Consider the following 25,119-nt stretch of genomic DNA (forward strand, 5'->3'; position numbering starts at 1 on the left):
GGCCAACCATCACTGCCAACTCACCCCACCACCCGCACAGAGCACGCGTTGACTGGCCGACTATCCCTGCCAGTCACACACGTCTCCACGGGAACACCGGTTGCCCGCCCTCACCCGGCCGGACGAGGGCTCCGGGACCGGAGGACGAGCTTCGGCCTTCCCCGCCGACGCAGCACGCCGCCCCGGAGCTGCCGTCGCCCCGCGTGCAGCGACCGGGCCGGATCGTGACACATTCCGGCAGGTCGCGCGCATCTCCCTCGGCCTGCGGGTCAGGGCCCCTGACGGCGGGTCGCAGCCGTCAGGGGCCCTCGTCGCCCGGTCAGTCGGAAGGGGTCGTCGGGCACGAGAAGACGGGCGCGTCGGGCTTCGCGCCGGACGCGCTCAGCCTGGCGAAGCCCTTCAGCGCGGGGGAGAACGCCAGGGTGGCCTGGACCGTCGCCCGCAGGGCGGTGGGGCGGTCGAAGCCGGTCGCGTCGTACGGGACGGCGCCGCGCTGATCGGCGGGCGCGCCGCAGCGCAGTTGGCGCGGCTCCAGCCACTTGAGGGCCCGGTAGCCGCCGCTGGAGCCGACGGTGAAGAGGGTGTGGGAGACCCGGCCGGTGGTCACGGCGTTGGGCTCGGTGGCGCCGGGGGACACGAAGCCGCCGTCCGGACGCTGCCGGTTGACCAGCCAGCCCGTCGCGTGCCCCGAGGAGCCGGCGGGGTTGCCGGCGTTGTAGCCCTGGATGCCGAGCGCGGTGGCGTCGGGATCGCCGGTGCAGGTGGCCGGGCTGCCGAAGGAGACGGGATAGCCGCCACCGCTCGGCACGCACTGCGCGGCGCCCAGGAAACTGCGGGCGATCGACGGGACGCCCGCCGCGGTGCGGGAGAGGGCGATCAGGGCGAACGACTGGCTGGCGATGTCGCTGCGGTCGCCCGCCTGCGTGCGGTCGGCGAAGCGGCCGTTCGGGGCCATCAGCGAGCGGAGGCGGGCGACCAGGTCGACGCCGCCGAAGTCCGTCGGATCCAGCCCGCGGACCTGGGCGAGCAGCAGCAGCTTCGCGGTGGGGCCCGCGTACGCCTCGGTGGTCCCGTCGCCCAGGTAGTCGGCGAGGACGTCGGGGCGGGCCAGCCAGGCGGTGGCCCGGGCCGCGGCGTCGTCCGCGACGGCCGCCGCGGCGAAGGCGAGCACGGCCTCGACGGTGAGGTCCTGGTCCGGGCGGACGGTGCCGTCGACGATCCTCTCGAAGTGGTCGCCGTCGACGAGTTGGCGGGCCAGCCAGCCGGCCGCCGCCTCCCTCGGCACGGAGGTCGTGCCCGGGACGGCCGAAGCGGACGAGGCCGGCAGAGCGGACGAGGCGGGCTGAGCGGGCGCGGCGAGCGCGGGGGCGGTCGGGAGGGACACGACGGCGGCGGCCAGCGCCGGTGTCGCGAGCAGGCGGAAGAGCCGGTGGCGCAGGGGCATGGGGTGCCTTTCCGGGCGCTGGGCACGGGAGTTCCGCCGGGCGGGGCGCGACCCGGCGAGCCCCGTCGTCGGAGGCTTCGTCCGACGGTCCATCATGTTCGCGCGGCGGAAAGAGGGTCAAGGCTCCTCCGTGTCCGGATGAGGACGGCCGGGAGGGGATCGTCCGCAGACGACCACCCCGGATCCGACCGAACGGCAGAGCCCGGGGCACCACCCCGTCGGACCACTACCCGGCCAGGCGCGCCAGGGCCAGGGAGTGCGCGCGGTCGAGTGCCTGCGCGGCGTCGCAGGGGACATCGGGGCGGACGCCGGTGCCCTCCCAGTTGGTACCCGAGACCGGGTTGACCGCACGGGCGATCGGCACGCTGAGCTCCAGGTTCGGGTGCACCGTCCAGCCGTTGCGCGGGTGGGCGCCGCCGCGGGTGGTCTCGCCGACGATCTCGGCGCGTCCGAGCTGCTGGAGGTCGTAGGCGAGCTCCTCGCCCGCGGAGAAGGTGTTCCCGCTGGTCAGGACGTAGAGCGGCTTCTCGGCACCGAAGCGGGCGCCCGGCACGAACGCGGGCGTCCAGGACTGCTCGGCCACTTCGCCCTGGCGCTTGAGCATGGTGTTCAGATGGGTGCGGCCGGCGAGCAGGTGGGCGCAGACGAAGGCCACCGTGCCCGGATCGCCGCCGAGGTTGCGGCGCAGGTCCAGGACGAGCGCACTGGCCGGCGCCACCAGCGTGAGCGCCGCGGTCAGCGGCTGCGCCGCCCAGTCCAGCGGGAACATGTGGGACGAGATCTCCAGCACCGCGACGCCGCCGTCGAGCAGTTCCACACGCGGAACGCCACCCAGGGACGCGTCGAAACTCCGCCGCATCTCGGCGAGCACGGCCTCGCCCTGCCCGGGCGGCACCGGCACGGCGTGGTGCTTCAGGGCGAGGTGCAGGTCGCCGTTGACGGACCGCAGGTCCTCGGTGATCGCGTCGGCCAGCTCCTCGGCGGACCCGGCCGGGTAGGCGTCCTCGGCGTTCCGCCGCCTCAGCAGGTCCGCCAGTTCGCGGGCGACCTCGGGGAAGACGTAGTGCTCGCGGACCAGGTCGGCGACCGACTCGACGACGGCGGCGGTGTCCAGCGCGGGTGCTGATGTGGTGGAAGTCATGGGAGGGAGTGAATCAGCGGCTTGCCAAAGCGTCAAACATACTTAACGCTTGATCGGGTGAGCCATCAATCGGACGAGAGCGTCCAACGGATCAGCACGCCTCGGCAGCACACCGCACTCGCCCACCCCACGCGTCAGCGTCTGCTGTTCGCGCTGAGCGGCGGACCGTCGACGATCAGCCGGCTGGCCGCGCAGCTGGGAGTGAACAAGGGCAGCGTCTCCCACCACCTCGGGGTGCTGGGCGAGGCGGGGCTGATCCAGGAGGCGGGAACGCGAACGGTGCGCGGCGGCACCGAGAAGTACTACCGGCGGTCCGCGGAGCGGCTCGTCGCCGCCGAGCCCCGGGCCGAGGGCACCGCCGCGCTGTTCGGTGCCGTCGCCCAGGAGCTGGAACGCTCCCCCGTCGGCCATTTGCTGACGCTTCGTCATATCCGGCTCAGCCCGGCCAGGGCGGCCCGGCTCGCCAAGGCGCTGGCCGAAATCGTCGACGGGGCGGAGGAGGAACCGGAGGGCGGGCCGGTGCACGGAGTGCTGGTGACGCTGTACCAGCAGGCCGGGCCCCAGGGGCCGGCCGGGACGTAACGGCCGGGCCTGGACGTAACGGCCGGGCCGGGGCGGCCGGGGCAAGAGGCGGCGGCCGGAAGGGGTTCACTTCGCGGAGATGCTCCACTCGCCGCCGTCGGCGGCACCCGCGGCAGTGAGGGCGGCCCAGGCGCTGCCGTCGAGCCCGAGTGTGTCGAGGAGGTAGCCGGAGATCGCGTCGGCGACCAGCGCGACGCGGGCCGGGTCCTCGTCGGTGGTCTCGGCGACCGCCTCGCCGGCGATGCCGCCCAGGGTGTGCTCGCCCTCGGCGACGGCGAGCAGGCTCTTCGGGGACGGGCCGAGGTGGTAGGCGTCGGTGAACCAGTCCGGCCCCCGGGTGGAGAGCCGCGACCGGTCCTTGCCGCCCGCGACCACCAGGGTGGGGAGGGCCATGGTGGAGTAGTCCGGCCTCATGAACGGAAGGTGCTCGACGGCGAACGGCGTGAGCGTGTCGCCGGTTCCGGTCGCGGCGATCAGCGCTCCGGCCGCGACGGCGGGATGGGAGAAGTCCTCGCCGGGGACGCCAGCGGCGTCGAGCACCCGCGCACCGAGGACGGCGCCGGCCGTCTGGGCGCCCCAGGAGTGGCCGACGACCGCGATACGCCCACGGTCGACCCGGTCCTCCAGGCCGCCCGCCCGGCGGAGCACGTGGTCGAGCCGGTCGAGGACGGCGTGGAGGTCGGCGATCCGCACCCGCCAGACGGTGCCGAAGCGCGGGTCCTCCCAGCCGATGCCGTTGCGGCGGGAGTCCAGGTGGGTGGGCTGCACGACGACGAACCCGGCCGCCGCCCAGCGGTCGACGAGGGGCTCGTACCCGTCGAGGGACCAGGCGTTGCCGTGCGAGAACACGATGACGGGAAGGTCCCGGCCCGACAGCGGGGCGGTGACCTTGACCCGCAGTTCGATGCCACGGCCGGGCGCGGGCACGACGATGGGCTTGACCGCGACGATCCGCCGGTCCAGGGGGTCTACGGGCATGGGGGACCTGCGCTTTCTCCGGGAGGGGGCTCTGCCATAATTTGGCGGAGCAGCGTTCCGCCAATCTAGCGGAACATCGTTCCGCGAGTAAAGGAGAAGCCGGTGCCGGAACCGGTCGGAGTACGTCAAGCACAGGCCCGGCGCACCCGCAGCGGCGTGCTGGCGGCGGCCGCCGAGGTCTTCGTGGAACAGGGGGTCCAGGCCCCGGTCCGGGACATCGCCGAACGCGCCGGCGTCGGCGTCGGCACGCTCTACCGGAACTTCCCGACCCGGGCCGACCTCGTCACCGCCGTCTACCGGCACCAGATCGACACCTGCGCCGCGCTCGCGCCCCGGCTGCTGGAGGAATCGGACTCCCCGTTCACCGCGCTGACCCGCTGGGCGGACGCGTTCGTGGAGTTCCTGGTGACCAAGCACGGCCTCGGCGCCGCACTGGGCTCCGGCGATCCCGGGCTGGAGAACCTCCACACCCTGATGCTCGACACCCTGGTCCCCGCCTGCGCGACGCTCCTGGACGCCTGCGCGGCCGCCGGCGAACTCGAACCCGGCATCACCGCCTACACGTTGATGCGCGCCATCGGGAACCTCTCCATCACCGGCCCCGACTACGGCCGGGCCGAGGCGACGCGCATGGTCGCCGCCCTCCTCGCGGGGTGCCGCAGCACGGCGTAGCCACGGGGAGGGGAAGGCGCTCGCAGGCCCGCTCGCCGCACCCGGGCCCCGGAGCCCGGGTGCGGCGAGCGGGCCTGCGACCGGGGAGGATGGGGGGCGGCGAGCGAGCCGGTCGCGACGACGAAGGAGAGGACCGCATGGCAGCAGTCGGGGTGCACCATCCCAAGGAGGACGCGGAATTCGACTTCGTGCTCGCGCACGTCGACGGTCCGGCGCTCCTGTACTTCTGGGGCGTGTGGGCCGCCGCCTGCAAGAGCCTGGAACCGGTGGTCAAGGACGTGGCCCGCGCGTACGCGGGCCGGGTCGCCGTCGTCCGCACCGACATCGTGCGCTGCCCGGCGGCCACCGAGCGGTACGAGGTGCTGGGCGCGCCCACCTTCGTGCTCGTCCTGGACGGCGAAGCGGTGGCCACCACGACGGAGGCGACCGACGGGGCGGGCGTCCGGGCCTTCCTGGACGCCCACCTCCGACCCGTCGGGGACGGCTGACGGACGCGGCCCGGACGGAGTCCCCGGGCCGCGGGCGAGGACCGTCCGGGCCCGGCGTCCGGCACGGAAGGGCCGACCGCGGCGGCCTTCGCGCCTAGGATCGGGCGCATGATCGTATGGCTGAACGGCACCCACGGTGCGGGCAAGACGACGACGGCCGCGCTGGTGCAGCCACTGATTCCGGACTCCCGGGTGTTCGACGCCGAGAAGGTCGGCGAGACGCTCATGGACATCACGCCGGGACTGCCCGGCACCGACAACTTCCAGCACTGGCCGCCGTGGCGGCCGCTCGTGGTGGAGACGGCGCGGCGGGTGCTCGACTACACCGGCGGCACCCTGGTGATGCCGATGACCGTCCTGGTCGAGCGGTACTGGCGCGAGATCGCGGCGGGCCTGGCCCACCACGGCATCCCCGTGCGGCACTTCGTCCTGCACGCCGACCAGGAGACCTTGCACGGGCGGATCCTCGGGGACACCGTGCTCGGCCCCTCGCCGTTCCGCCTCAGGTATCTGGAGCCCTACGCCGAGGCGGCCCGCACCTGGCTGCACGCGGAGGCCGAGGTCGTCGACACCACGCACCTCACGCCCGCCCAGGCCGCCGGGCGGATCGCGGCCGCCGTCACGAGCTGAGCCGGGCGGCGGGGTCGGAGGCGGCCTCGGAGGCGGTGCCGGAGGCGGCCTCGCCGGGCACGTCGGGGGCCGGGGGCGCGGGGCGGGTGCGCTCGGCCCAGCCCACCAGCGGCGTGGCGGCGGCGCCGAGAGCGGCGAAGAAGAGGCCGAGGAGCAGCCAGCCCGTGTGGCCGAGGCCGAGGACGGCGCCGGTCAGGACCAGCGGGGCGAGGGCCTGGCCCGCGTTGAAGCCGATGCCGAGGAGACCCTGGTACTGGCCGTGGGCGTGGTCGGGCGCGAGGCCGAAGCCGAGGGCGTAGCCGGCCGAGGACTCCCACACCTCGCCGAGGCTGTGGAGGGCCACCGCGAGCACGGCGAGCACCGGCGCCACCCAGGCGGGGACGTCGGCCGTCAGTGCCATCAGGGGGCAGCTGAGGAGGAACATCAGCCCGGCGAGGCGGAAGGCGCGCCCGCCCTGACGGGGGGTCTCCACCTTGGCCCCGAGCCTGCTCTGGAGCAGCACGCAGATGCCGCTGTTGATCGCGTAGATCGCCGCCACGGTCCAGCGCGGTGCGTCGGTGTGGGCGCTGATCCAGATCGGCAGGAGCAGCGAAACGGTCTGGTACTGCAGGCCCATGGCGCTGTAGAGGGCGACGAAGGACACGTACGGCCGGTCCGCCAGGACCGACCACTGGCGGTGCTGCTCGGGCCGGGGCAGCGGCGGGTAGGCGGGGACGCCCAGCAGGACGACCAGTGCGGCGCCGGCGAAGCTGGCGGCGTTGGCGAGGATCAGCGCGGTGTAGGCGGCGCGGGTGTCGATCTGGAGGGCGACGGCCGCGCCCAGGGTGCCCGTGACCACGCCGAGGTTGACGTAGGTCCGCAGCCTGGCCCGGAACGCGGCGGGCCGCTCGCCGCCGACCCTGGCGATGAGCGCGCCGCCCGCGGCGCCGCCCGCCGTGGCGGCCAGCCGGTCCACCGTGGCCAGCAGGACGAACACGGGCCAGCTGTCGATCAGGACGAACGCCGCCATCGAGGCGGCCTGGACCAGGAAGGCGATCAGCCAGATCACCCGCGGCCCGTACCGGTCGGCCAGGTTCCCCGCCGGTATGCCGGCCGCCAGGCCGCAGAGGCCGGCGATCGTCAGGCCCGCACCGACCTGGGTGGCGGGCAGGTGCGCCACGAGCGTGAAGTAGAGGACGGACGCGGCGTTGAAGAGGCCGTTCCCCACCCGGTTGACGAAACTGGCGACGATCAGGGCCCGCTGCGGACCGGCCTCGGACTCCTCGGACACCTTCCGGTCGGCCCCCCGCTTCATCATGATCATGCCGAGGAGGCTAACAGGGCGCCTCGGGGCACCCTCCGGCGCACCGGCCGTTCGCACACCTCGCGGTCCGTGGGCCTCTCCGGGACGGCCGTCAGGGCCGTCAGGGCCGTCAGGGCCGTCAGGGGCGTCAGGGGCGTCAGGGGCGTCAGGCCGGGACGAGGGCGTCCCACTGCTCGCGGGTCGGGCCGTCGTGCGTCGGCTCGAAGTCCGGACGGGCGGCCAGCCAGGCGGTGACGCTGCGGGCGACCTCCTCGGTCGTGTAGGCCTCGCCGGGCGTCCGGAGCAGGTGCCGCACCTGGGCGCGGGCGCGCATGACGACGGGATCGTCGAAGGCGCACGCGGCGAGCGCGGCGGCCCGCCGGTCCGTGGACTCCGCGCCCTCGGCGAGGCGCTGCCCGGCCACCCGGTCGGCCGCCACCTGCGCGTCGAACCACGGACGCAGCGTCCGCACCGACCAGTCGTGGTAACCGCCCGGGTCGGCGGCCGTCTCCTCGACGTGGCCCGCGAGGTACTGGGCGGCGCGCAGGCCGAGGGCGGCGCCGTGGCCGAGGGTCGGGTTGGTGTGGACGAGGCTGTCCCCCGCGTTGACCAGGCCGGTGACGACGGGGCCCTCGTCGTCGACGAGGGAGGTCCAGCGATTGTCCAGCCCGGCCATCGCCAGGACGTCCGACAGCGGTTCGGCGGCCAGGTCGAGCCAGGCGGCGGTGGCGGGGAAGCTGCGGGCGACGGCCTCGAACACGGCCGGGTCGGTGAGCGCGCCCCGGGTCGGGTCGGCGGTGGAGACCACCACGTTCACCGCGAAGGTGTCGTTGTCGGAGGGGAAGACCCCGGCGAGCGCGAACGGCGCGGACGAGCCGTTCCGCAGCCGTCCCGGGTCGCGGGGGCCGTCCTCCCGCACGCGGTACCAGCGGCAGAGGTAGGCGATCCGGGCGCGGTGGCTCTCGACGACGGGCGGACGGCACCCGGCCGCGACGAGCAGTGCGGGGACGGCGGAGCGACGGCCGGCCGCGTCGACGACGAGGTCCGCCGGGTGGGTGTCCGCGCCGACCGCGACGCCGGTGACCCGGGCGGGGCGGCCCGGCGCGAAGGTGAGGCCGTCGACCCGGCGGCCGCGCCGCACGTCGACGGTGGGCTCCCGCCGCACGGCCGAGGCCAGGGCGGCCTCCAGCACGATCCGGCGGGTGCGGAGGGTCACCAGTTCCTCGTCGCCGTCCCGGTGCGGCGGGTGCTCGTCGAACCAGTCGAACTCGTGGTACTCCCGGGCGCCGCGCGCCAGCAGGTCCGCGTAGACGTCGGGCGCCTCGGCGCGCAGCACCGTGCGCACCGGTGCGAGCAGGGAGTGCGGCTGGACGGCCTGCGGGACGCGGGGGCGGTCCCAGTGGAAGAAGTCCCGGTGCAGGTCCTCGCCGGCTTCGCGGGTGTCCTGCTCGAACAGCGTGACCGCGTGCCCCCGCCGTCCGAGCATGAGCGCGACCCCCAGGCCGCCGATGCCGCCACCGATCACCGCAACCCGCGCCACTGGCTCCCCTTCGCGTCGTGTTGCGGGTGGAGCCTACCGCTCGATGATCTTGGGGCGACGGCCGGGGGCGGGCGACGACCGGGGGCGGGTGATGCGGGAGGGTGATGCGGGACGGGCACGGCGACGCGGGCGCGATGCGCGACGGCCGGGACGGGACGGGACGGGACGCGACGGGCGGGACGCGTGACGGGCGGGGCGCGGTGGGGGCAGGATGAGGCCCATGTGCGGTCGATTCGTCTCCACCACCACTCCGCCCGATCTGGCGGAACTGCTGCGCGCCTCGCTCTGGCCCGCGACGGAGGCGCTCGCGCCGTCGTGGAACGTCGCGCCGACCGACGAGGTGGCGAGCGTGCTGGAACGGGTCGACCGGGAGACCGGGGAGATCACGCGCCAGGTGCGCTCGCTGCGCTGGGGACTGGTGCCGTCCTGGTCGAAGGACCCGGGCTCCGGCGCGCGGATGATCAACGCGAGAGTGGAGACCGCCGCCGAGAAACCGGCGTTCCGCAAGGCCTTCAAGGAGCGGCGCTGCGTGGTGCCCGCCGACGGGTACTTCGAGTGGCGGCCCGTGCCGGCGGCGGACGGGCGCAAGGGGTACAAGCAGCCCTACTACCTCCACCGGCCGGACGGCGGCCTGCTGCTGATGGCCGGGCTGTACGAGTTCTGGCGCGACCGCACGGCCCCCGAGGACGCGGACGCGTGGCTGGTGACCTGCACCGTGCTGACCACCGAGGCGACCGACGCGGCCGGCCGGGTCCACGACCGGATGCCGGTCACCCTCACCGCCGACACCCTGGACGCCTGGCTCGACCCGGGCGTCACCGACCCCGCCGAGGTCCGCGGCCTGCTGCACGCACCGGCGGGCGACCTGCTGGTGCGACCGGTCGCGACCGCGGTGAACAGCGTCCGCAACGACGGACCGCAGCTGCTGGACGCGGTGCCGGACCCGCTGCCGGACGTGACCGGCGGCCACTACGCCTGACCCGGCGGCGCGGCGGGCCGGCGCCGACCGGAGGTTCTAACGTCCATCCGCGTTGTTCTTAGAATGGCCGGATGGAGGACATCGACGCGATCGCGGTGCTGCAGGACCCAGTGCGGCGCCGACTGTACGAGTACGTGGTGGCGCAGGGCCGGGAGGTCGGCCGCAACGAGGCGGCCGAGGGCACGGGGGTGGCCCGCACGCTCGCGGCGCACCACCTCGACAGGCTCACCGAGGCCGGACTGCTGGAGAGCGGCAGCCGCCGGCTGACCGGCCGCTCGGGTCCGGGGGCGGGCCGGCCCGCCAAGGTGTACACCCGGGCCCGCGCCGAACACGCGGTGTCGCTGCCCGCCCGTGACTACCGCACCGCCGCCGAACTCCTCGCCGGGGCGGCCGAGGCCGCCGGGCTGGACCTCGCACTGCACGAGGCCGCGCGCCGCCGGGGGGAGGCACTGCGCGGGACGGAGCCGCCCTGCGGCGACCTCGACCGGGCGATGGAGCTGCTGGCCTCGCGCGGCTACGAACCCTACGCGGTGCGGGCCGAGGACGACGCCGACAGCGGCGCGGCGACGGCCGTCCGGATGCGCAACTGTCCGTTCCACGCCGTCGCCGAGCAGTTCCCGCCGCTCGTCTGCGGCATGAACCTCGCACTGCTGGAAGGGCTGCTGGGGACGGACGGGCCGGTCCGGGCACGGCTGGACGCGCGGCCGGGCGAGTGCTGCGTGGTGGTCGAAGCTTCTAAAAACAATGACGATTGACATAGAAACTCGGGCCGTGCTGGGATGGGGCATGACCTCGCCCCTGCCTGCCCAGCTCGCACAGCTGAACGTCGCCACGCTGCTCCACCCGATCGACGACCCGCGGATCGCGCCGTTCGTCGCACTGCTCGACCCGGTCAACGCCGCCGCCGACGGGGCGCCCGGCTTCGTCTGGCGGCTGGTCGAGGACGGCACGGACGACGCGACCGGCCTGCGCCCGGCGGGGGCGGACGTCGTCGTCAACCTGTCGGTGTGGGAGAACCAGGACGCCCTGTGGGAATTCGCCTACCGCAGCGGGCACTTGGAGGCGATGCGGCGACGGCGCGAATGGTTCGCACGGCACGTGGAGGCGCATCTGGTGCTCTGGTGGGTGCCCGCCGGGCACCGCCCGGACGTCGCCGAGGCGCTGGAGCGGCTGGCGCACCTGCGGGCGCACGGGCCCTCGCCGCGCGCGTTCACCTTCGCCTCCGCGTACAGCGCCGAGGAGGCCCGGTCGGTGACGGCCTGACGGCCTGACGGCCTGACGGCACGAACGTGCGAAGGCGCGAAGGCGCAACGGCCTGAGGGTGCAAAGGCACGACCGGCCGGGAGGAGGACCGGGTCAGACCAGCGGCAGCGCCATCTCCAGTTCGCGGGCGGCCGGGTCCAGCGGGTACGGCTTGGTGCCGCCGGTGAGTTCGAAGCCCCGGCGCCGGTAGAAGGCGGCGGCCCTGGCGTTGTCCTCGTGCACGGTGAGCAGCAGGCGCCGCGCACCCGTCTCCCGGGCCCAGGCGACGATCGCGTCCAGCATGCCGTCCGTCACCCCGCGCTCGCGGCCCCGGTGCTCCGGGTGGACCCAGACGCCGACCAGCAGCGCCGTCCCGGGCTCGGGCGTGAAGGCGATCATCGTCCCGACCCACTCCCCCGCCCCGGCGCCGTCGTCGTGCACGGCCGCCAGACCGACGCTGCCGGGCTCGTTGACCCGGCGGATCCGGGAGTGCCACTCCTCGTCGCCGTGCGCCAGTGCCGTCTCGTAGGTCTCCAGGAAGGCCATCGGGGTGTCCAGCAGCTGCGCGAGGCGCACCGCCCGCAACCGCTCCCAGTCCGTGTCCGTCCGGCCGATCCGTTCGATCCGGTAGGTCATGACGGCCCTCCCCGCAGTGGTCTCCGCTTCGGCACAGGAGCATAGGCACCCGCCCGGGACCGGCCGTCACCGGGGTATCGGTGCAGTTCAGGGGCCGGTCGGAGCCCGTCCGAGCGGATAGGGTGCGGTGGAGAACGCCGCCCCCGCGGTGGAGGCCGCCGCCCCCGCCGGCGGAGACCGCCCCTGCCGCCCCTGCCGATGGAGATCCGCCATGCCGACCGCCCACGCCGCCGCAGCGCACGATCCGTCCGGACCGTCGATCGCACGGTTCGGGCTGGGCACCGCCGCCGTCGGACGGCCCGGGTACATCACGCTCGGCCGCGATCTCGACCTCCCGGCCGAGCGCACCGTGGAGGCGCTGCGCGAGCGGACCCACGCCCTGCTCGACGCCGCTTTCGCCGCCGGTGTGCGTTACTTCGACACCGCTCGTTCCTACGGCCGCGCGGAGGAGTTCCTCGGCGCCTGGCTCGCCGCCCGGCCGCTCGCCGCGGCCGAGGTGACGGTCGGCAGCAAGTGGGGCTACACGTACACCGCCGACTGGCGGGCCTCCGGTGTGCCGGTGCACGAGGTCAAGGAGCACTCGACGGCCGTCTTCGACCGTCAGGTGCGGGAGAGCCTCGCTCTGCTGGGCCGCCGTCCGGACCTCTACCTGGTGCACTCGGTCACGCCGGACAGCCCCGCGCTCACCGATCCCGCGCTGCACGCCCGGCTGGCCGAGCTGGCCGCCGACGGCGTGCGGGTGGGCCTGTCGACCAGCGGCCCGGAGCAGGCGGCGGCGGTCCGGGCGGCGCTCGGGGTGACGGTGGACGGCCGTCCCCTGTTCGGCGCCGTGCAGTCGACCTGGAACCTGCTGGAGCCCTCCGCCGGACCGGCGCTGGCCGAGGCGCACGCGGCGGGCCTGCTCGTCGTGGTCAAGGAGGGCATGGCCAACGGCCGGCTCGCCGACCGCAACGCCACCGGTCCGGACACCGCCGCCCTGCGCGAGCTCGCCGCCCGGACCGGCGCCTCCTGCGACGCCCTCGCGCTGGCGGCCGTCGCCGCGCAGCCCTGGGCGGACGTGGTGCTCTCCGGCGCGGCCACCACCGACCAGCTCGCCTCGAACCTGGACGCCGTCGGGCTCGCCCTCGACCCCGCCGCGTCGGCCGCTCTGGCGCCGCTCGCCGAACCCGCCGAGCAGTACTGGGGCACCCGCTCGGCGCTGCCCTGGGCCTGACGGCCGCGGAGCCCGGGCCCGGGCCGGCAGCATCCCCGGGACGTCAGCGCGGGGCGCGGCGGACCGTCAGCATGTCCTGGGTGTGACCGATAGCGTAGCCGCCGTCCGGCCGGGCGAAGTGGCGTTCGACGTAGGCGGTCAGTTCGTCCCGGTCGGGCAGCCGGTCCAGCACGGCCAGGTCGGCGACGTTCACCATGAATTCCGCGACGTCCACCGCCTCCGCCAGCCGGTCGGTCCGGTAGTGCAGGTCGAGCGTCTCCAGCGCCACCGTGTGCTCCGGTCCCTGTTCCGCCAACTGCTCGGCGAGCGGCCGCAGGTCGTAGCGCACGCCGGCGAAGTGCGCGGCCATCCGCATGCAGGGGCTCTCCGGGTTCTGCAGCACGACCAGCAGCGTCCCGCCGGGCGCCACCCAGTCCAGGACCCGGCCGACGGTGCGCAGCCAGTCCCCCGGCGGCACGTAGTAGAGCACGTGGGAGAGGTGGACGAGGTCCGCCGGCCCGGGCGGTTCGGCGGCGTCGATCCGGGCCGGCAGGACGAGGGCGTCCGGGCAGACGGTGCGCAGCCGCTCGCGCATCACCGCGCTGGGCTCGATCGCCACCGTGCGCTCGAAGTACTGCGCGAGGTGGGCGGTGGTCCGGCCTTCGCCGGCGCCGACGTCCAGCAGGACCCGGCGGCGGTCCAGGCCGGTGGCGACCTCGGTCAGCCGGGCGTGGGTGAGGGGCTTCTCGTCCGTACCGGCGAGGAAGAGCTCGAACGCCCGGCGGTAGGCCGCGCCGGAGGTGTCCAGGACGCGCAGCGGGCCGGTGGCCGCGTGCGGCGGTGCGCCTACCCCCGGGGCCCGGGCCTCGCCGGCCTCCCTGCTCGTGCCCGCTCCCGTGCTGGTCGTCCCCATCGTGCGGTCTCCTCGTCGACGCGGCGTGTACGGCCGGACCAGTCCAGCGCTCCGCCCCGCCCCCGCCGCGCAGGCACGTTCCTGCCCGCGTGTCGTGGAACGCGCACCGTCCGCCGCTCCGGGGCCGTCCCCGGCCTGCGTCGACGACGCCGTGCGCCGACCCCGGCCGGACCGCCGCCGTCCGCTCACCGTGCATGTCGTGGCCACGTCCGCGATCGTCGCGCCCGGCACGCTCGGGGCGACCGGCGGGGCGCACCCCGCACCCGCCCGGCGCCTCCCGCACCACCCCGCCGGAAGGAAGACCACCACCCGTGTCCCGTACCGCCCGCCCGCGCCACTACCTGATGTGCCGTCCGACGCACTTCACGGTCGACTACTCGATCAACCCGTGGATGGAGCCGGCGAAGCCGACCGACGCCGACCGCGCCGTCGCCCAGTGGGAGCAGCTCCACGCGCTGTTCCAGGAGCTCGGCCACACCGTGGAGTTGATCGATCCGCTGCCCGGCCTGCCCGACATGGTGTTCGCGGCCAACGGCGCGACGGTGGTCGACGGCACCGCCCTGGTCGCCCGGTTCCGGCACGAGGAGCGCGCGGAGGAGGCCCCGGCGTACGTCGAGTGGTTCCGTTCGCGCGGCTACCGGGCGGTGCACCGGGCCGAGTTCACCAACGAGGGCGAGGGCGACTACCTGCTGGTCGGCGAACGCCTCCTGGCCGGCACCGGCTTCCGCACCGACCGGCGGGCGCACGCCGAGACCGAGCGCGTCCTCGGCCGCCCCGTGGTGACCCTGGAGCTGGTCGACCCGCGCTACTACCACCTGGACACGGCGCTCGCGGTGCTCGACCACGACGAGGTCATGTACTACCCGGCCGCCTTCTCGCCCGAGAGCCGGCGCACCCTGGCCGGGCTGTACCCGGACGCCGTGCTCGCCACCGACGAGGACGCGGCCGTCTTCGGCCTCAACGCCGTCTCGGACGGCAGCCGGGTGGTGCTGCCGGAGGCGGCGGTCGGGCTGGCGGCGCGGCTGCGCGAGCGGGGCTTCGAGCCGATCGGGATCGACGTCACCGAGCTGCTCAAGGCGGGCGGCAGTGTGAAGTGCTGCACCCTGGAGCTGCGCGGGGCCCCGGCCTGACGGGTCCGGACCGAACACCTGACGGGACCGGACCGAACGCCGGGCGGCGCACCGGACCGAACGCCGGGCGGCCCGCGAGGGGGTGGCGGCGCGGGGCTCGAGCGGCAGGTCGAGGGCGCGCGGGCGGCCGCGGAAAACCGGATGCGGCCCCCGCACCACCCGGTGCTACTGTCGTCCCGGCCGGCCGCGGGACTCCGGTGCGACTTCCGGAATGTGCCTTTAACGCAATGATTCGCAGCTCGTACCCCCATTCCCCGGCCGGCCGTCCTCGTCGACGACCGCGCCCGCCCGGGTCCGTGGCGCACGTCCGCCCGGGTGGTCCGGCTCCCGGCGTGGGCCGGCCGGAGCACCCGGGCGGGAGGCCGGTCAGAAGATGATCCGCCAGCTGTCGATGCGGCCCGAGTCGCTGCGGTACATGTCCTGCACCCGGAGCCGCCAGGTGCCGTTGGCCTGCTGGGCGGAGGCGTCCACGGTGTAGGTCTCGACGACGTCGTCGGCCGAGTCGCCGATGGCGGCCTTCTTCAGCGGGTACACGGTCCCGTCCGGGCCGATCAGGTCGACGGCCAGGTCACCGCGCCAGGTGTGCTTGATGTCGACGCCCACCTTGAGGTCGCCGGGCGCGGCGCCCGGGATCCGGTCGACCACGATGTCGGAGAGGACCGCCGGGCCGCCGTCCGGGATCGGCACGGCGGTGGCGTTCGCGAAGATGCCCCGGGAGACCTTCCAGGTGAAGGTGGTCGAGAGCCGCCGGTTGTGGGAGGCCTTGGCGGTGACGGTCACCGTGGAGGTGCCGGCCGCGGTCGGGGTGCCGGTGATGCGGCCGGTGACCGGGTGGAGCTGCAAGCCGTCGGGGAGCCCGGTCGCGTGGTAGGTGACGGCGCCGGGGTTGAAGTTGATCGCCTTGACCTCGAGCGCGGCGGGAGCGCCGACCTCGGTGATCTGGTCGGCGACGGGGTCGAGGAGCAGGCCGTCGACGACGCGCGGGCCGACGTTGATCGCGGCCCAGGCGTTGGCGGCGTTCATGTAGGTGGGGCTGAGCTGCCCGTACAGGTCGGCGGTGGCCCGGAGGGTGGCGGTGCGGGCGCCGGCGTAGTCGGTGGACGAGGTCATGTAGGTGGTGAGCGCCCGGTACCAGATCCTGGCGGCGGCCTCCCGGCCGATGCCGGTCACCGGCAGGCCGTCGGAGGTCGGGGAGTCGTAGGCGACCCCGTTGACGGTCTTGGCGCCGCTGCCCTCGGAGGCCAGGTAGAACCAGTGGTTGGCCGGGCCGGAGGAGTAGTGCACGTCGACGGTGCCGAGGTCGGCCGACCAGGCGTCCCGCGACTTGCCGTCCTTGGAGGGCTTGTCCATGTAGCGCAGCGGGGTGCCGTCACCCCTGATGTCGATCTTCTCGCCGACCAGGTAGTCGCCCTGGTCCTCGGGGTTGCCGGCCCAGAACTCGATGGCGGCGGCCATGATGTCGGAGGTCGCCTCGTTCAGGCCGCCGGACTCGCCGCCGTAGATCAGTCCGGCGGTGGCGGAGGTGATGCCGTGGGTCATCTCGTGGCCGCCGACGTCGATCGAGGTGAGCGGCTTGACGTTGCCCGCGCCGTCGCCGTACGTCATGCAGAAGCAGGTGTCGGACCAGAACGCGTTGACGTAGTTGCTGCCGTAGTGCACCCGGGTGTAGGCACCGACGCCGTCGTCCTTGATGCCCTCGCGGCCGTGGACGTTCTGGTAGTAGTCCCAGGTGAGTTGGGCGCCGTAGGCGGCGTCCACGGCGGCGGTCTGGCGGTTGCCGACGGTGCCGTCGCCCCAGGTGTCGGTCGGGTTGGTGAACAGCGTCCTGGTGGAGCTGGTGCCGTTCAGGTCGTAGGTGCTGTGGCCGCCCCGGGTGGGGTCGGTCATCGCGTAGCCGCCGCCGTCGGCCGCCGAGGTGCCGATGGTGACCTGGCCGGAGTACTTGCTGGTGCCGAGGCCGGTCTCGATGCCCTGGTACTCGAAGATCTTCTTGCCGGAGTCCGCGTCGGTGACGACGTGCAGCTCGGAGGGTGTGCCGTCCTCCTGGGTGCCCGTCACGACCGTCTCCCACGCCAGGCGCGGGGTGCCGGAGCCGGCCCAGACCACCTTGCGGGCGTCGCCGGCCGCCGCCCCCGCGACCTTGGCGTCCGCGGCGCCGGCCAGCGCGAGGCCCTTGGCGCTCTCGGCGCTCTCCCGGGGGCCGGTGTCGACGGCGATGTCCGCGCCGGTGGCCCGGGTGACGCTCCTGATCGCTCCGCCGGGGGCGGCGTGCACGACGAGGTCGCCGCCGAGCACCGGCAGTCCGTCGAAGGTCCGCTCGTAGCGGGTGTGCACGGTGCCGTCCGCGTCCCTGGTGACGCCCCGGACGACCAGGGCCTCCTTCGGGCCCAGCTTCAGCGCGGCGGCCGTGCTCGGCCTGTTCGCGTCGGCGGCGGCCAGCAGGGCGCCGCGCTGCGCGGCCGACAGCTTCGCGGGCAGCGCGCCGGCGATCGCCTGCGGCGCGGCCTGCACCCCGGTGGGCGCCCCGGCCGGGGTGTCCGCCGCGGCGGCGGCACCGGCGGGCAGTGCGGCCACGACCATCGCGGCACCGGCGATCAACGCGCTGACGGGGAGGGACTTCTTGCGGAATCGAGTCACACGGAACTCCTTCTGCGACGGCCGGGTTCAGGCGGCCGGAGTCAGCCGGGCGGCCGAGAGGGGTGGCGCCCGGTAGAGCTGGTGGTTCGACTGGCTGGAACGGCCTTCCAGGTACTCGCCGCGCGACGCGGCACCCTGGCAACTGCCAGTGCCCCGGCGGCGACGGACGGTACACAGTGCCATTCTTGGTGAGGGCATGTCATCAATGCCGGAACAAGTTGGCCGAAATGCTCCGCCGACGACCGAGGCGTGCCCGCACGGACCGGCCTGCCCGCGCCCGCACCTCCGCCAACCCGTCGAGGGAGCCGCGCCCGGTCGGTCGTGCGGGCCGGGAAATCGGGTTGGCCCATCCGATTCGTCCCGATAGCATCCGGGGACCGGAGGGGCGACCGGCGCCGTGAGGGTGCTGGTCAGCAGCGTGACAGACCAGGGGGGCGGTCCTTGTGGAGACGTACGGCGACCTCGTCGCCGCCGAGGACGTGCTGCTGTTCGTCAACGCGGCGATCACCGGCACCGGGCAGCGCGAGTTCCACAGCGGGGCGGACGAGCAGCGACTGTCGCTCGAGTTCCTGCACGAGTACATGCTCGTCAACTACCGCGGCCCGTACGCCGCCGCGCTCGCCCTCGACATCAACGACCACAACGCCGCCCTGATCGTCCGCCGCCTGCTGGAGAGCTCCCGCGAGGCCACCGAGGAGCAGCGGCGCACCGAGGGCCGGCTGATCGCCCGTCGGCTGCGGCTGCTTCCGCCGCAGCGGGTCTACCGGCTGATCGGCGAGCTGCGCCGCGCCAAGGTCAACAACCGCCGCACCCGGGCGATCCTGCGCGACTGGCTCGCCGCCCGCCCCGACCAGGCCCTCGACGCCGTCAAGTACCGCGCCGGGCTCAAGCTCGCGCTGCGCCACACCCATCTGCGCCCCGTCGCGGAGGAGACCGGCGACTTCTTGTACGCCCCGCGCCGGCGCCCCCGGTACGCCGCGCCGCTGCTGGACGCCTGGCGGCGCGCCCACTACGAGCAGGGCGCGCTCTACGAGCTGCCGTACACCGTCGCGGAGGGCTTCGCCGACCGCCACGGCATCCCCCGGGCCGCCTTCCTGCGGCGGATCGAGCCGCGGCTGACCGGACTGGAGCGGCTGCGCCTCCAGGAGTCCGCCCGCACGCTCGGCGCCACCGCCGTCACCGGCGACGCCGGCGCGCTCGCCCGGATGCCGCTCACCCGGCTCGCCTCGTACGTGCTGAGCCTGCCGCCGGCCGACCGGAGCGCCCGCCGGACGGAACTGACCGAGGCCCTGCGGGGCGCGGCACGCCGGGCGGTGCGCGCGGCCGGGGCGGAGGAGGGCGGCTGGGGCCGGGTCACGGCCGTGCTCGACGACAGCTGGTCCGCGTACGGCTCGGGCGTCAAGCGCCGCCGGCCGCTCGCCGCCTCGCTCGCCTGTCACTTCCTGCTCGCGGCGCTGGCCGGCGAGTACACGGCGCTGTGGACCTCCGGGCACGGCGACGCGCTGCTCGCCCGCCCGTCCGGGCCGACCCCGCTCGGGCGCCGCATCCTGGACGCGCTGGACACCGCGCCCGAGCGGCTGGTGATCGTCTCCGACGGCTGGGACAACGCCCCGCCGGGGCTGGCCGCCGAGGTGCTGCGGGTGTGGCGCACCCGGCTCGACCCGGAGCACCGGACCAGCATCGTGCACCTCAACCCGGTGTACGACGCGGAGGGGTTCGACGTGCGCCGGCTCGCCCCGACGGTGCCCACCGCCGGGCTGCGCGACGCCGAGGACCTGCCCGCCCTGATCGAGTTCGCGCGTTTCGCCGAGGGCCGGACGGACCTCGCCGAGCTGACGGCGCACCTGGCCGCCCGCACCGAGCGGTTCCTGGCGGCGGGCGGCGCGGCAGCGCGCCCGTCGGCCGCCCGTCCGGCCGACGGCGTCGGGGGCGGGGCCGGGGTCGGGGACCGCGACGAGGTGGACCGCGACGAGGTGGACCGCGACGTGAAGGACGTGAAGAACGCCACCGACGAGACCCCCGAGGAGACCGCCCGATGACCACCACCCCGGCCGCCCCGGCGTTCCGCCTCGACCTCACCGGGCTCGACACCCGCCCCGCCCAGGTGTGGGGCGGCGTGCGCCTGGTGCCGCTGGTCCGCGCCGAGCCGATCGAGGACCTCCGGCTCCACCAGGAGCTCTACGAGCCGGAGTACACCGCCGTCCCGGTCGGCCGTCGCACCGACTACCTCGCCTTCGTCCCGCACGGCTTCGTCGCCGACTGGACCCGCGACGGCACCCCCGCCGCCGCCTACGGCACCCGGCTCGACGCGCCCTCCGCCATCACCGCCAGCACCCCGCCCGAGCGGATCCGGGTACGGCCGCCGCGCCGGATCGCCAAGCGCGAGAACCGCACCCGGCTGCGCTTCCTGCCGCTGCACCTCGCTCTGGAGGGCTATCTCGCCCTGCACTTCGGCGGCCCGTCGATCGCCTGGGAGGAGTACTCCGAGCGCGCGCTGCGGCACGGCCTCTCGCCGCGCGCCGAGGAGGCGTACGCCGGCGACCGGGTCCGCGGCCTCGCCGACGCCCTGCGGGTCTTCGAGATCCACCCCGGCCAGTGCGGCCTGGTCGTGTACGTGGCCGACGCGCTCGCCGCGGCCTTCGTCGTCCCGCACCCCGACGACTACCGCGCGCTGCACCGGACCCTGCTGCTCGACCTGTTCGGCGAGCTGATCCACCACTACGCCCTCCTGTCCGCCCCCGTACCGGACTTCCGGGCCGATCTGCGCACGGCCGGTCCGGTGAACTCCCTGGCGCAGCTGCGCACGGCCGTCGACGGCCAGGAGCGCGAGTGGGCGGCCTTCCACGACGACACGATGGCCGGCGGTCTGCTGGACCCGGACTACCGGGCGCGGACGGTGCGCCGCCTGGGCCGATTCACCCTGGACCGGTTCCTGCCGGAGTTCCGCCCCAAGCAGGAGAACCACATCGGCGAGGCGATCACCGACGAGCACGGCCGCCTCGCCTACCTCAAGACCTTCCGGCTGTCAGAGGCCCAGGTCCGCCGCGGCCACCTGCTGGACCGCCTCGCCGCCCACGACTGGCACCTGCCGACGGCCGCCACCGCCCTCGGCCTCACCGAGCCCCAGCTCGGCCTGCGCCTCGAATCCGCCGGCTTCGGGAGCCTGCTGCGCCAGGACGTCCTGGACGGCTACCGCCGCGCCGCGCGCCGGTAGGGCGGCGCGGCGCGCCGGGCGCCGGTAGGGCGGCGCGGCGCGCCGGGCGCCGGGCGCCGGTAGGGCGGATCTCCGTGTCGGACGCTCCGGTCGGGCGGCTCCGCGCGCCGGGCCCGCCCGCCCCTGCGGCAGCCCCGCCCGGGCACTACCCCGCCCGGGCATGGTGCCGGGGGCGGGGCCGGGGGATGATGGGAGAAGGTTCGCAGAAGGACGGTCGGCGATGCCGAGAGGAACCGGACGGCCGGCGGGCCGGGCCGTGGTCCCGGCGCTGCTGGCGTCCGTGGTCGCGGCGGCGTCGGTGCTGCTCGCACCGGCGGCGGGCGCGGACACCTCGCTCCGGCTGAACCCCGGGCACGGCGCGGCGGGAACCGGCGTGACGATCGACGGGGCGGGCTTCGGCGACTGCCTCCCCGACACGAAGTCCGTGCGCTTACGGTGGGACACCGGCACCGACCTGGGCACCGGCCCGATCGGCGCGGACGGCAGCATCCACGCGTCGTTCACCGTGCCCGCGAGCGCCCGCCCTGCTCCGCACCGGGTCACGGCCTCCTGCCGGGTCTTCCCCCGGCCCAACCTCCGGGCGCCCGAGGCCCAGGGCCTCCGCGGCCCATTCGACCTGACGGCCTCCGCGACGTTCACCGTCGACCCCGCCGCACCGGGGGTCCTCACCCTCGACCCGGCGAGCGGCACCGCCGGCCGGACCTTCGTCGCCCACGGGAGCGGATTCGCCTGCCCCGCCGGTGAGCCCGTCGTGCTGCGCTGGGAGCAGCGGGAACTCGGCCGGGTCGCGGCGCCCGACGGGACCTTCGAGCAGCGGCTCACCGCTCCCCCGGACGCGCCGCCGGGCGCCCACCCGGTGGCGGCCGCCTGCGAACCGTCCACGGACCACGCGACCAGCGCGGCGTTCACCGTCCTCGCGGCCCCGGGGAGCGGTGCTCCGGCGGGACCGCTGACCGGGCCGTCCGACAAGGCGCCGGCCGGCGGCCCCGCCGGCACGTCGAACGGCAGGGCGGGCGCGGGAGCCGCACTGCGGGTGGAGCCGGGCGCCGCGCTGCCGGGGCAGCCGGTGGTGCTCACCGGGAGCGGCTACGCCTGCCGGGGCGGGGAGGCCGAGCTGACCTGGAACGGCGTGGTGTGGGAGCACGTCGGCACCGGCTCCGGCGGCGGGTTCACCGTGACCACCCGGATCGCGGACGACGCCAGGCCCGGCCGCTACCACCTGCGGGCGGTCTGCCCGGCCCACCCGGAGGCGGACGGTCGGACGGACTTCGAGGTCCTGTCCGCGGAGACCGGCGGCGGGTCGGGGAGCGGGTCCGGCGGCGGGTCCGGCGACGCGTCACCGACGGCGCTGGTGGTCGGCCCGACGGCGGGCGGCGCCGTGCTGCTCACCGCCCTCGCGGGCACCTACGTGCTCGGCCGCCGCCGGGGGCCGAGCTGGGCGTCCGCGCACGTCTCCGTCGCCCCGGTGGCCGGTGAGCCGCCGCGACCGCGGGTCGAGGAGGCCGCCGACCCGGCCGGTCCCGGCCTGACCGTCCGGCTGGAGCCGCGCCCGGACCCGGGCACGCACCGCGTCGAGGAGACGCCGGGCAGGGGGACACCGAGCCAAGAGGCAGCGGGTGAGGGGGCGGCGGGCGACCGGACGCACGTCGAGCGGCCGCCCGCCGGGGGCCCGCCCGCCGTCGCCCGCGAGGAAACGGAGGAGCAATGAGCACCCCCGCCCTGACCGATCCGGCCACCGCCCGCGAGCTGCTGTTCGGGGCCGCGCCCGGCAGCGCCGTCGAACCGCTCACCGCGTCCCTGCACGCGCGGGACACCGTCGGTGCCCTGCTGCACGGAATCCCCCGGCTGACCGGTGCGGCCGGGCAGGCCGTCGAGCGCGAGGTGGCCACCGCGCTGGACCGCCAGCTCGGGCGCGACCTGTTCGGTTTCGCCGCCGCCGGCTGGTCCCGGTACACCGCCCTGACCGCGGCCGCCCGGCGCCCCCGGGCCGATCCCGCGTCGGAGGAGGTGGTGGCACTCGTCGACCACCGCATCACCTCGACCAACAGCCCGCGTGTCGATCTGCTCGTCGACGGCACTCCGGTCGGCTCGGTCCGGATGGAGCTGACGCTCGTCATCGAGCTGGCGGGCATCGTCGCGGTGGTCCGGCACGACCGTCTGGTGGCGCTGCGCGCCGGCAGCTGCACCGTCACCGGGACGCTCACCGTGAACCGGGAGAAGATCGTCCAGCGCAGCCGCAGGTACGACCTCCCGGGCGCGGTGACCCTGCGGAACGGGATCCCGCTGCTCGCGGACGAAACGGCCCCGCCGGGAGCCTCTGCGGGAACGGAAACCCCGGCCGCGGCAGGAGCGGAAACCCGGGTCGGGGCAGGAACGGAAGCCCGGGCCCGGGCGGAGACCGAACGCCTCCCGCAGGCCGACGAAGGCGCCGCGGCCCGGGCCCGGGCGGAGACGGAACGCCTTCCCCGCACCGGCCACCGGGGCACCTGACGGACCGTGCGGGCGGGGCGACGGGGCGGCAGGTCGGCGGCGGGACGGACCTCCGGCAGGGGTTCGCCACCGCCCTGCGGACCTGGCCCCGGCCGAACGTCGTGGTCGTTCTGACGGACGGTCAGACACCGTAGCCGTCCGCGAAGCCGTTCTGCCGGACGGTGGTGGGCCTGTTCGGCCGGCCCGGCCGGTGGAGCGAGGACAGCACCGAGTACCGGCGGACGGAACCCCCCGACTGGGCGCGGGTGGTGACCATCGGGTCGGCGGCGGGCTCCCGCTCCTGACCGCCCGCGAGCCCCCGCCCGCACCCTCGCTTCCCCAACTCCTTGACGAAAGCATGACATTGACGCACCATCAAGCTCGCGGCGCCGCATCTCCTCCAACGTTCCGTCCCTACGGACCCCCCACAGGAGGACAGTCATGCGACTGCCCCGCCGAGGGAAGCCCGCCACGGCCACCGCCGTCCTGCTGGCGCTCGCCCTCGCCACCCCGCTCAGCATCCAGGCCGTCACCCCGGCCGCCGCCGTCCAGCCGGACTCCGTCGCCTCGGCCGGCGACGCCGACAGCGTCCGGCAGTACCGCCTGGACGGCCCGCGCACCGTCGCCGAACGCACCGCCGTCGCCGCCACCGGGGCCTCGGTCGACGCCGTCCGGGCCGACTCGGTGACGGTCACGGCCACCGCCGCCGAGGCCGCCCGGCTGCGGGCGCTCGGCTGGTCCCCCGTCCCGCTGCCGGGCCCCCGCTACGGCGACGGGCCCGGCGGGCAGGCCGAGTCCGGCGCCGCGCTGTACGACTTCCCGTCCGCCGACTCCGGGTACCACAACTACGCGGAGGCCGCCGCCGACATCGACGCCGTCGTGGCCGCGCACCCCGACATCATGAGCAAGCGGGTCATCGGCACCTCGTACGAGGGCCGGCCGATCGTCGCCGTCAAGATCAGCGACAACGTCGGCACCGACGAGAACGAACCCGAGGTGCTCTTCACCGCCCACCAGCACGCCCGCGAGCACCTCACCGTCGAGATGTCGCTCTACCTGCTGCACGAACTCGGCGACAAGTACGCCACGGACAGCAGGATCGCCAACGTCGTGAACAACCGGGAGATCTGGGTGGTCCCGGACCTCAACCCGGACGGCGGCGAGTACGACATCGCCACCGGCCGCTACCGCAGCTGGCGCAAGGACCGGCAGCCGAACACCGGCAGCAGCAGCGTCGGCACCGACCTCAACCGCAACTGGAACTACAAGTGGGGCTGCTGCGGCGGCTCCTCCGGCTCCACCTCCAGCGAGACCTACCGGGGCAGCGCGGCGGAGTCCGCCAAGGAGACCAAGGTGGTCGCCGACTTCGTCCGCACCCGGGTGGTCGGCGGCAAGCAGCAGATCACCGCGGCGATCGACTTCCACACCTACAGCGAGCTGGTGCTCTGGCCGTTCGGCTGGACCACCGCCAACACCACCACCGGCATGACCGCCGACGAGTACAACACCTTCGCCACCCTCGGCCGCTCGATGGCCTCCACCAACGGCTACACGCCGGAGCAGTCGAGCGACCTCTACATCACCGACGGCTCGATCGACGACTGGCTGTGGGGCGCCCAGCGGGTGTTCGCCTACACCTTCGAGATGTACCCCGGGCCGAACGGCAGCAGCGGCTTCTACCCGCCGGACGAGGTGATCGGGCGCGAGACCAGCCGCAACCGGGAGGCGGTGCTGCGACTGCTGGAGACCGCCGACTGCGTCTACCGGGCCATCGGCAAGCAGCAGCAGTACTGCGGGATCGCCAACTGAACCACCGGTAGGACCGGTTGACGACCACAGGCCCGGTCGGTGCTCCCCGGGGAGCATCGACCGGGCCTTCCGCATTGCCCCCCGCCTCCCCTCCCGCCCACTCTCCCGCCCCCGTTCCGTCGCCCACGAAGCGGTGCATGT

The 25,119-nt window shown here is 75.0% G+C and carries 22 protein-coding genes and 1 pseudogene; 15 read left to right on the plus strand and 8 right to left on the minus strand.

The window, feature by feature from the left end:
* Positions 1 to 319 precede the first annotated feature (319 nt).
* Both ACIPYS_RS04880 and ACIPYS_RS04885 read right to left on the minus strand, forming a co-directional pair.
* Entirely contained in the window at positions 320 to 1,444 is a 1,125-nt protein-coding gene (locus tag ACIPYS_RS04880) for a peptidase (RefSeq protein WP_400743168.1), read from the minus strand.
* A 226-nt stretch (positions 1,445 to 1,670) separates the two neighbouring features.
* A complete protein-coding gene (locus tag ACIPYS_RS04885; RefSeq protein ID WP_400743170.1) occupies positions 1,671 to 2,585 on the minus strand; it encodes a S41 family peptidase in 915 nt (304 codons plus the stop codon).
* Positions 2,586 to 2,642: 57 nt separating this feature from the next.
* Here ACIPYS_RS04885 and ACIPYS_RS04890 point away from each other — a divergent pair, with 57 nt between their 5' ends.
* Complete coding sequence (locus tag ACIPYS_RS04890) at positions 2,643 to 3,167, plus strand: ArsR/SmtB family transcription factor (protein WP_400743173.1); 525 nt, start codon at positions 2,643 to 2,645, stop codon at positions 3,165 to 3,167.
* Positions 3,168 to 3,233: 66 nt separating this feature from the next.
* Here the strand turns inward: ACIPYS_RS04890 and ACIPYS_RS04895 are convergent, their stop codons facing one another.
* A complete protein-coding gene (locus tag ACIPYS_RS04895) occupies positions 3,234 to 4,145 on the minus strand; it encodes an alpha/beta hydrolase family protein (RefSeq protein WP_400743175.1) in 912 nt (303 codons plus the stop codon).
* Positions 4,146 to 4,247: 102 nt separating this feature from the next.
* Between ACIPYS_RS04895 and ACIPYS_RS04900 the strand changes: the two genes are divergently transcribed.
* The 3 genes from ACIPYS_RS04900 (at position 4,248) to ACIPYS_RS04910 (ending at position 5,935) form a co-directional block, all read left to right on the plus strand.
* Complete coding sequence (locus ACIPYS_RS04900) at positions 4,248 to 4,817, plus strand: TetR/AcrR family transcriptional regulator (RefSeq protein WP_093863423.1); 570 nt, start codon at positions 4,248 to 4,250, stop codon at positions 4,815 to 4,817.
* Positions 4,818 to 4,954: 137 nt separating this feature from the next.
* A complete protein-coding gene (locus ACIPYS_RS04905; protein WP_400743179.1) occupies positions 4,955 to 5,305 on the plus strand; it encodes a thioredoxin family protein in 351 nt (116 codons plus the stop codon).
* 108 nt (positions 5,306 to 5,413) lie between these two features.
* Complete coding sequence (locus ACIPYS_RS04910; RefSeq protein ID WP_093863421.1) at positions 5,414 to 5,935, plus strand: AAA family ATPase; 522 nt, start codon at positions 5,414 to 5,416, stop codon at positions 5,933 to 5,935.
* Here ACIPYS_RS04910 and ACIPYS_RS04915 read toward each other — a convergent pair.
* Positions 5,925 to 7,238 (minus strand): MFS transporter, encoded by a 1,314-nt coding sequence (locus ACIPYS_RS04915; protein WP_400743184.1) that lies wholly within the window; start codon positions 7,236 to 7,238, stop codon positions 5,925 to 5,927. The two genes, ACIPYS_RS04910 and ACIPYS_RS04915, sit on opposite strands and share 11 nt — an antisense overlap.
* Before the next feature lie 145 nt (positions 7,239 to 7,383).
* Positions 7,384 to 8,757, minus strand: coding sequence for an NAD(P)/FAD-dependent oxidoreductase (locus tag ACIPYS_RS04920; protein ID WP_400743187.1), 1,374 nt, complete (start codon positions 8,755 to 8,757; stop codon positions 7,384 to 7,386).
* A gap of 220 nt (positions 8,758 to 8,977) precedes the next feature.
* On the opposite strand from ACIPYS_RS04920, the gene ACIPYS_RS04925 reads away from it, so the two are divergent.
* From ACIPYS_RS04925 to ACIPYS_RS04935, 3 genes are all read left to right on the plus strand, one after another.
* The gene (locus ACIPYS_RS04925; RefSeq protein ID WP_400743190.1) at positions 8,978 to 9,736 is read left to right on the plus strand and encodes an SOS response-associated peptidase; all 759 of its coding nucleotides are present in this window, start codon (positions 8,978 to 8,980) and stop codon (positions 9,734 to 9,736) included.
* A gap of 71 nt (positions 9,737 to 9,807) precedes the next feature.
* Complete coding sequence (locus ACIPYS_RS04930; protein WP_093863418.1) at positions 9,808 to 10,491, plus strand: metalloregulator ArsR/SmtB family transcription factor; 684 nt, start codon at positions 9,808 to 9,810, stop codon at positions 10,489 to 10,491.
* 31 nt (positions 10,492 to 10,522) lie between these two features.
* Entirely contained in the window at positions 10,523 to 10,999 is a 477-nt protein-coding gene (locus ACIPYS_RS04935; RefSeq protein WP_400743194.1) for a DUF3291 domain-containing protein, read from the plus strand.
* 93 nt (positions 11,000 to 11,092) lie between these two features.
* On the opposite strand, the gene ACIPYS_RS04940 is transcribed toward ACIPYS_RS04935, so the two are convergent.
* Complete coding sequence (locus ACIPYS_RS04940) at positions 11,093 to 11,614, minus strand: N-acetyltransferase (protein WP_093863416.1); 522 nt, start codon at positions 11,612 to 11,614, stop codon at positions 11,093 to 11,095.
* 211 nt (positions 11,615 to 11,825) lie between these two features.
* Here ACIPYS_RS04940 and ACIPYS_RS04945 point away from each other — a divergent pair, with 211 nt between their 5' ends.
* The gene (locus ACIPYS_RS04945; RefSeq protein WP_400743197.1) at positions 11,826 to 12,827 is read left to right on the plus strand and encodes an aldo/keto reductase; all 1,002 of its coding nucleotides are present in this window, start codon (positions 11,826 to 11,828) and stop codon (positions 12,825 to 12,827) included.
* A gap of 43 nt (positions 12,828 to 12,870) precedes the next feature.
* On the opposite strand, the gene ACIPYS_RS04950 is transcribed toward ACIPYS_RS04945, so the two are convergent.
* A complete protein-coding gene (locus ACIPYS_RS04950) occupies positions 12,871 to 13,719 on the minus strand; it encodes a methyltransferase domain-containing protein (RefSeq protein ID WP_400743200.1) in 849 nt (282 codons plus the stop codon).
* Between the two features lie 311 nt (positions 13,720 to 14,030).
* Here ACIPYS_RS04950 and ddaH point away from each other — a divergent pair, with 311 nt between their 5' ends.
* Positions 14,031 to 14,849 carry a dimethylargininase gene (gene ddaH, locus ACIPYS_RS04955; protein WP_400743203.1) on the plus strand — a complete coding sequence of 273 codons (819 nt, stop codon included), beginning with the start codon at positions 14,031 to 14,033 and terminating at the stop codon, positions 14,847 to 14,849.
* 366 nt (positions 14,850 to 15,215) lie between these two features.
* Here ddaH and ACIPYS_RS04960 read toward each other — a convergent pair whose 3' ends face one another.
* Positions 15,216 to 17,429: a M4 family metallopeptidase gene (locus ACIPYS_RS04960; RefSeq protein WP_400743964.1), complete on the minus strand. Its 2,214-nt coding sequence runs from the start codon at positions 17,427 to 17,429 to the stop codon at positions 15,216 to 15,218.
* 500 nt (positions 17,430 to 17,929) lie between these two features.
* Between ACIPYS_RS04960 and ACIPYS_RS04965 the strand changes: the two genes are divergently transcribed.
* The 6 genes and pseudogenes from ACIPYS_RS04965 (at position 17,930) to ACIPYS_RS04990 (ending at position 24,978) form a co-directional block, all read left to right on the plus strand.
* Positions 17,930 to 19,525 carry a hypothetical protein gene (locus ACIPYS_RS04965; RefSeq protein ID WP_400743206.1) on the plus strand — a complete coding sequence of 532 codons (1,596 nt, stop codon included), beginning with the start codon at positions 17,930 to 17,932 and terminating at the stop codon, positions 19,523 to 19,525.
* The gene (locus ACIPYS_RS04970) at positions 19,522 to 20,700 is read left to right on the plus strand and encodes an ARPP-2 domain-containing protein (protein WP_400743209.1); all 1,179 of its coding nucleotides are present in this window, start codon (positions 19,522 to 19,524) and stop codon (positions 20,698 to 20,700) included. Before ACIPYS_RS04965 ends, ACIPYS_RS04970 begins: the two co-directional genes overlap by 4 nt.
* 220 nt (positions 20,701 to 20,920) lie before the next feature.
* On the plus strand, positions 20,921 to 22,408 hold the full coding sequence (locus tag ACIPYS_RS04975; protein ID WP_400743212.1) for a hypothetical protein: 1,488 nt from the start codon (positions 20,921 to 20,923) through the stop codon (positions 22,406 to 22,408).
* Complete coding sequence (locus ACIPYS_RS04980) at positions 22,405 to 23,190, plus strand: hypothetical protein (protein ID WP_400743215.1); 786 nt, start codon at positions 22,405 to 22,407, stop codon at positions 23,188 to 23,190. Before ACIPYS_RS04975 ends, ACIPYS_RS04980 begins: the two co-directional genes overlap by 4 nt.
* Before the next feature lie 35 nt (positions 23,191 to 23,225).
* A pseudogene (locus tag ACIPYS_RS04985) lies at positions 23,226 to 23,474 on the plus strand (hypothetical protein); the annotation flags it as partial.
* A gap of 136 nt (positions 23,475 to 23,610) precedes the next feature.
* Entirely contained in the window at positions 23,611 to 24,978 is a 1,368-nt protein-coding gene (locus tag ACIPYS_RS04990; RefSeq protein ID WP_400743218.1) for a M14 family metallopeptidase, read from the plus strand.
* Positions 24,979 to 25,119 lie beyond the last annotated feature (141 nt).

Origin of the sequence: Kitasatospora sp. NPDC089913, from assembly GCF_044748625.1 — a bacterium.
GTDB lineage: Bacteria > Actinomycetota > Actinomycetes > Streptomycetales > Streptomycetaceae > Kitasatospora.

What these genes read in the sequence shown, in the direction of transcription:
- ACIPYS_RS04880 (WP_400743168.1), bottom strand. Translation starts at nt 1,444, where the DNA reads ATGCCCCTGCGCCACCGGCTCTTCCGCCTGCTCGCGACACCGGCGCTG.
- ACIPYS_RS04885 (WP_400743170.1), bottom strand. Translation starts at nt 2,585, where the DNA reads ATGACTTCCACCACATCAGCACCCGCGCTGGACACCGCCGCCGTCGTC.
- ACIPYS_RS04895 (WP_400743175.1), bottom strand. Translation starts at nt 4,145, where the DNA reads ATGCCCGTAGACCCCCTGGACCGGCGGATCGTCGCGGTCAAGCCCATC.
- ACIPYS_RS04905 (WP_400743179.1), top strand. Translation starts at nt 4,955, where the DNA reads ATGGCAGCAGTCGGGGTGCACCATCCCAAGGAGGACGCGGAATTCGAC.
- ACIPYS_RS04910 (WP_093863421.1), top strand. Translation starts at nt 5,414, where the DNA reads ATGATCGTATGGCTGAACGGCACCCACGGTGCGGGCAAGACGACGACG.
- ACIPYS_RS04915 (WP_400743184.1), bottom strand. Translation starts at nt 7,238, where the DNA reads ATGATCATGATGAAGCGGGGGGCCGACCGGAAGGTGTCCGAGGAGTCC.
- ACIPYS_RS04925 (WP_400743190.1), top strand. Translation starts at nt 8,978, where the DNA reads ATGTGCGGTCGATTCGTCTCCACCACCACTCCGCCCGATCTGGCGGAA.
- ACIPYS_RS04930 (WP_093863418.1), top strand. Translation starts at nt 9,808, where the DNA reads ATGGAGGACATCGACGCGATCGCGGTGCTGCAGGACCCAGTGCGGCGC.
- ACIPYS_RS04935 (WP_400743194.1), top strand. Translation starts at nt 10,523, where the DNA reads ATGACCTCGCCCCTGCCTGCCCAGCTCGCACAGCTGAACGTCGCCACG.
- ACIPYS_RS04940 (WP_093863416.1), bottom strand. Translation starts at nt 11,614, where the DNA reads ATGACCTACCGGATCGAACGGATCGGCCGGACGGACACGGACTGGGAG.
- ACIPYS_RS04945 (WP_400743197.1), top strand. Translation starts at nt 11,826, where the DNA reads ATGCCGACCGCCCACGCCGCCGCAGCGCACGATCCGTCCGGACCGTCG.
- ACIPYS_RS04950 (WP_400743200.1), bottom strand. Translation starts at nt 13,719, where the DNA reads ATGGGGACGACCAGCACGGGAGCGGGCACGAGCAGGGAGGCCGGCGAG.
- ACIPYS_RS04960 (WP_400743964.1), bottom strand. Translation starts at nt 17,429, where the DNA reads ATGGTCGTGGCCGCACTGCCCGCCGGTGCCGCCGCCGCGGCGGACACC.
- ACIPYS_RS04970 (WP_400743209.1), top strand. Translation starts at nt 19,522, where the DNA reads ATGACCACCACCCCGGCCGCCCCGGCGTTCCGCCTCGACCTCACCGGG.
- ACIPYS_RS04975 (WP_400743212.1), top strand. Translation starts at nt 20,921, where the DNA reads ATGCCGAGAGGAACCGGACGGCCGGCGGGCCGGGCCGTGGTCCCGGCG.
- ACIPYS_RS04980 (WP_400743215.1), top strand. Translation starts at nt 22,405, where the DNA reads ATGAGCACCCCCGCCCTGACCGATCCGGCCACCGCCCGCGAGCTGCTG.
- ACIPYS_RS04990 (WP_400743218.1), top strand. Translation starts at nt 23,611, where the DNA reads ATGCGACTGCCCCGCCGAGGGAAGCCCGCCACGGCCACCGCCGTCCTG.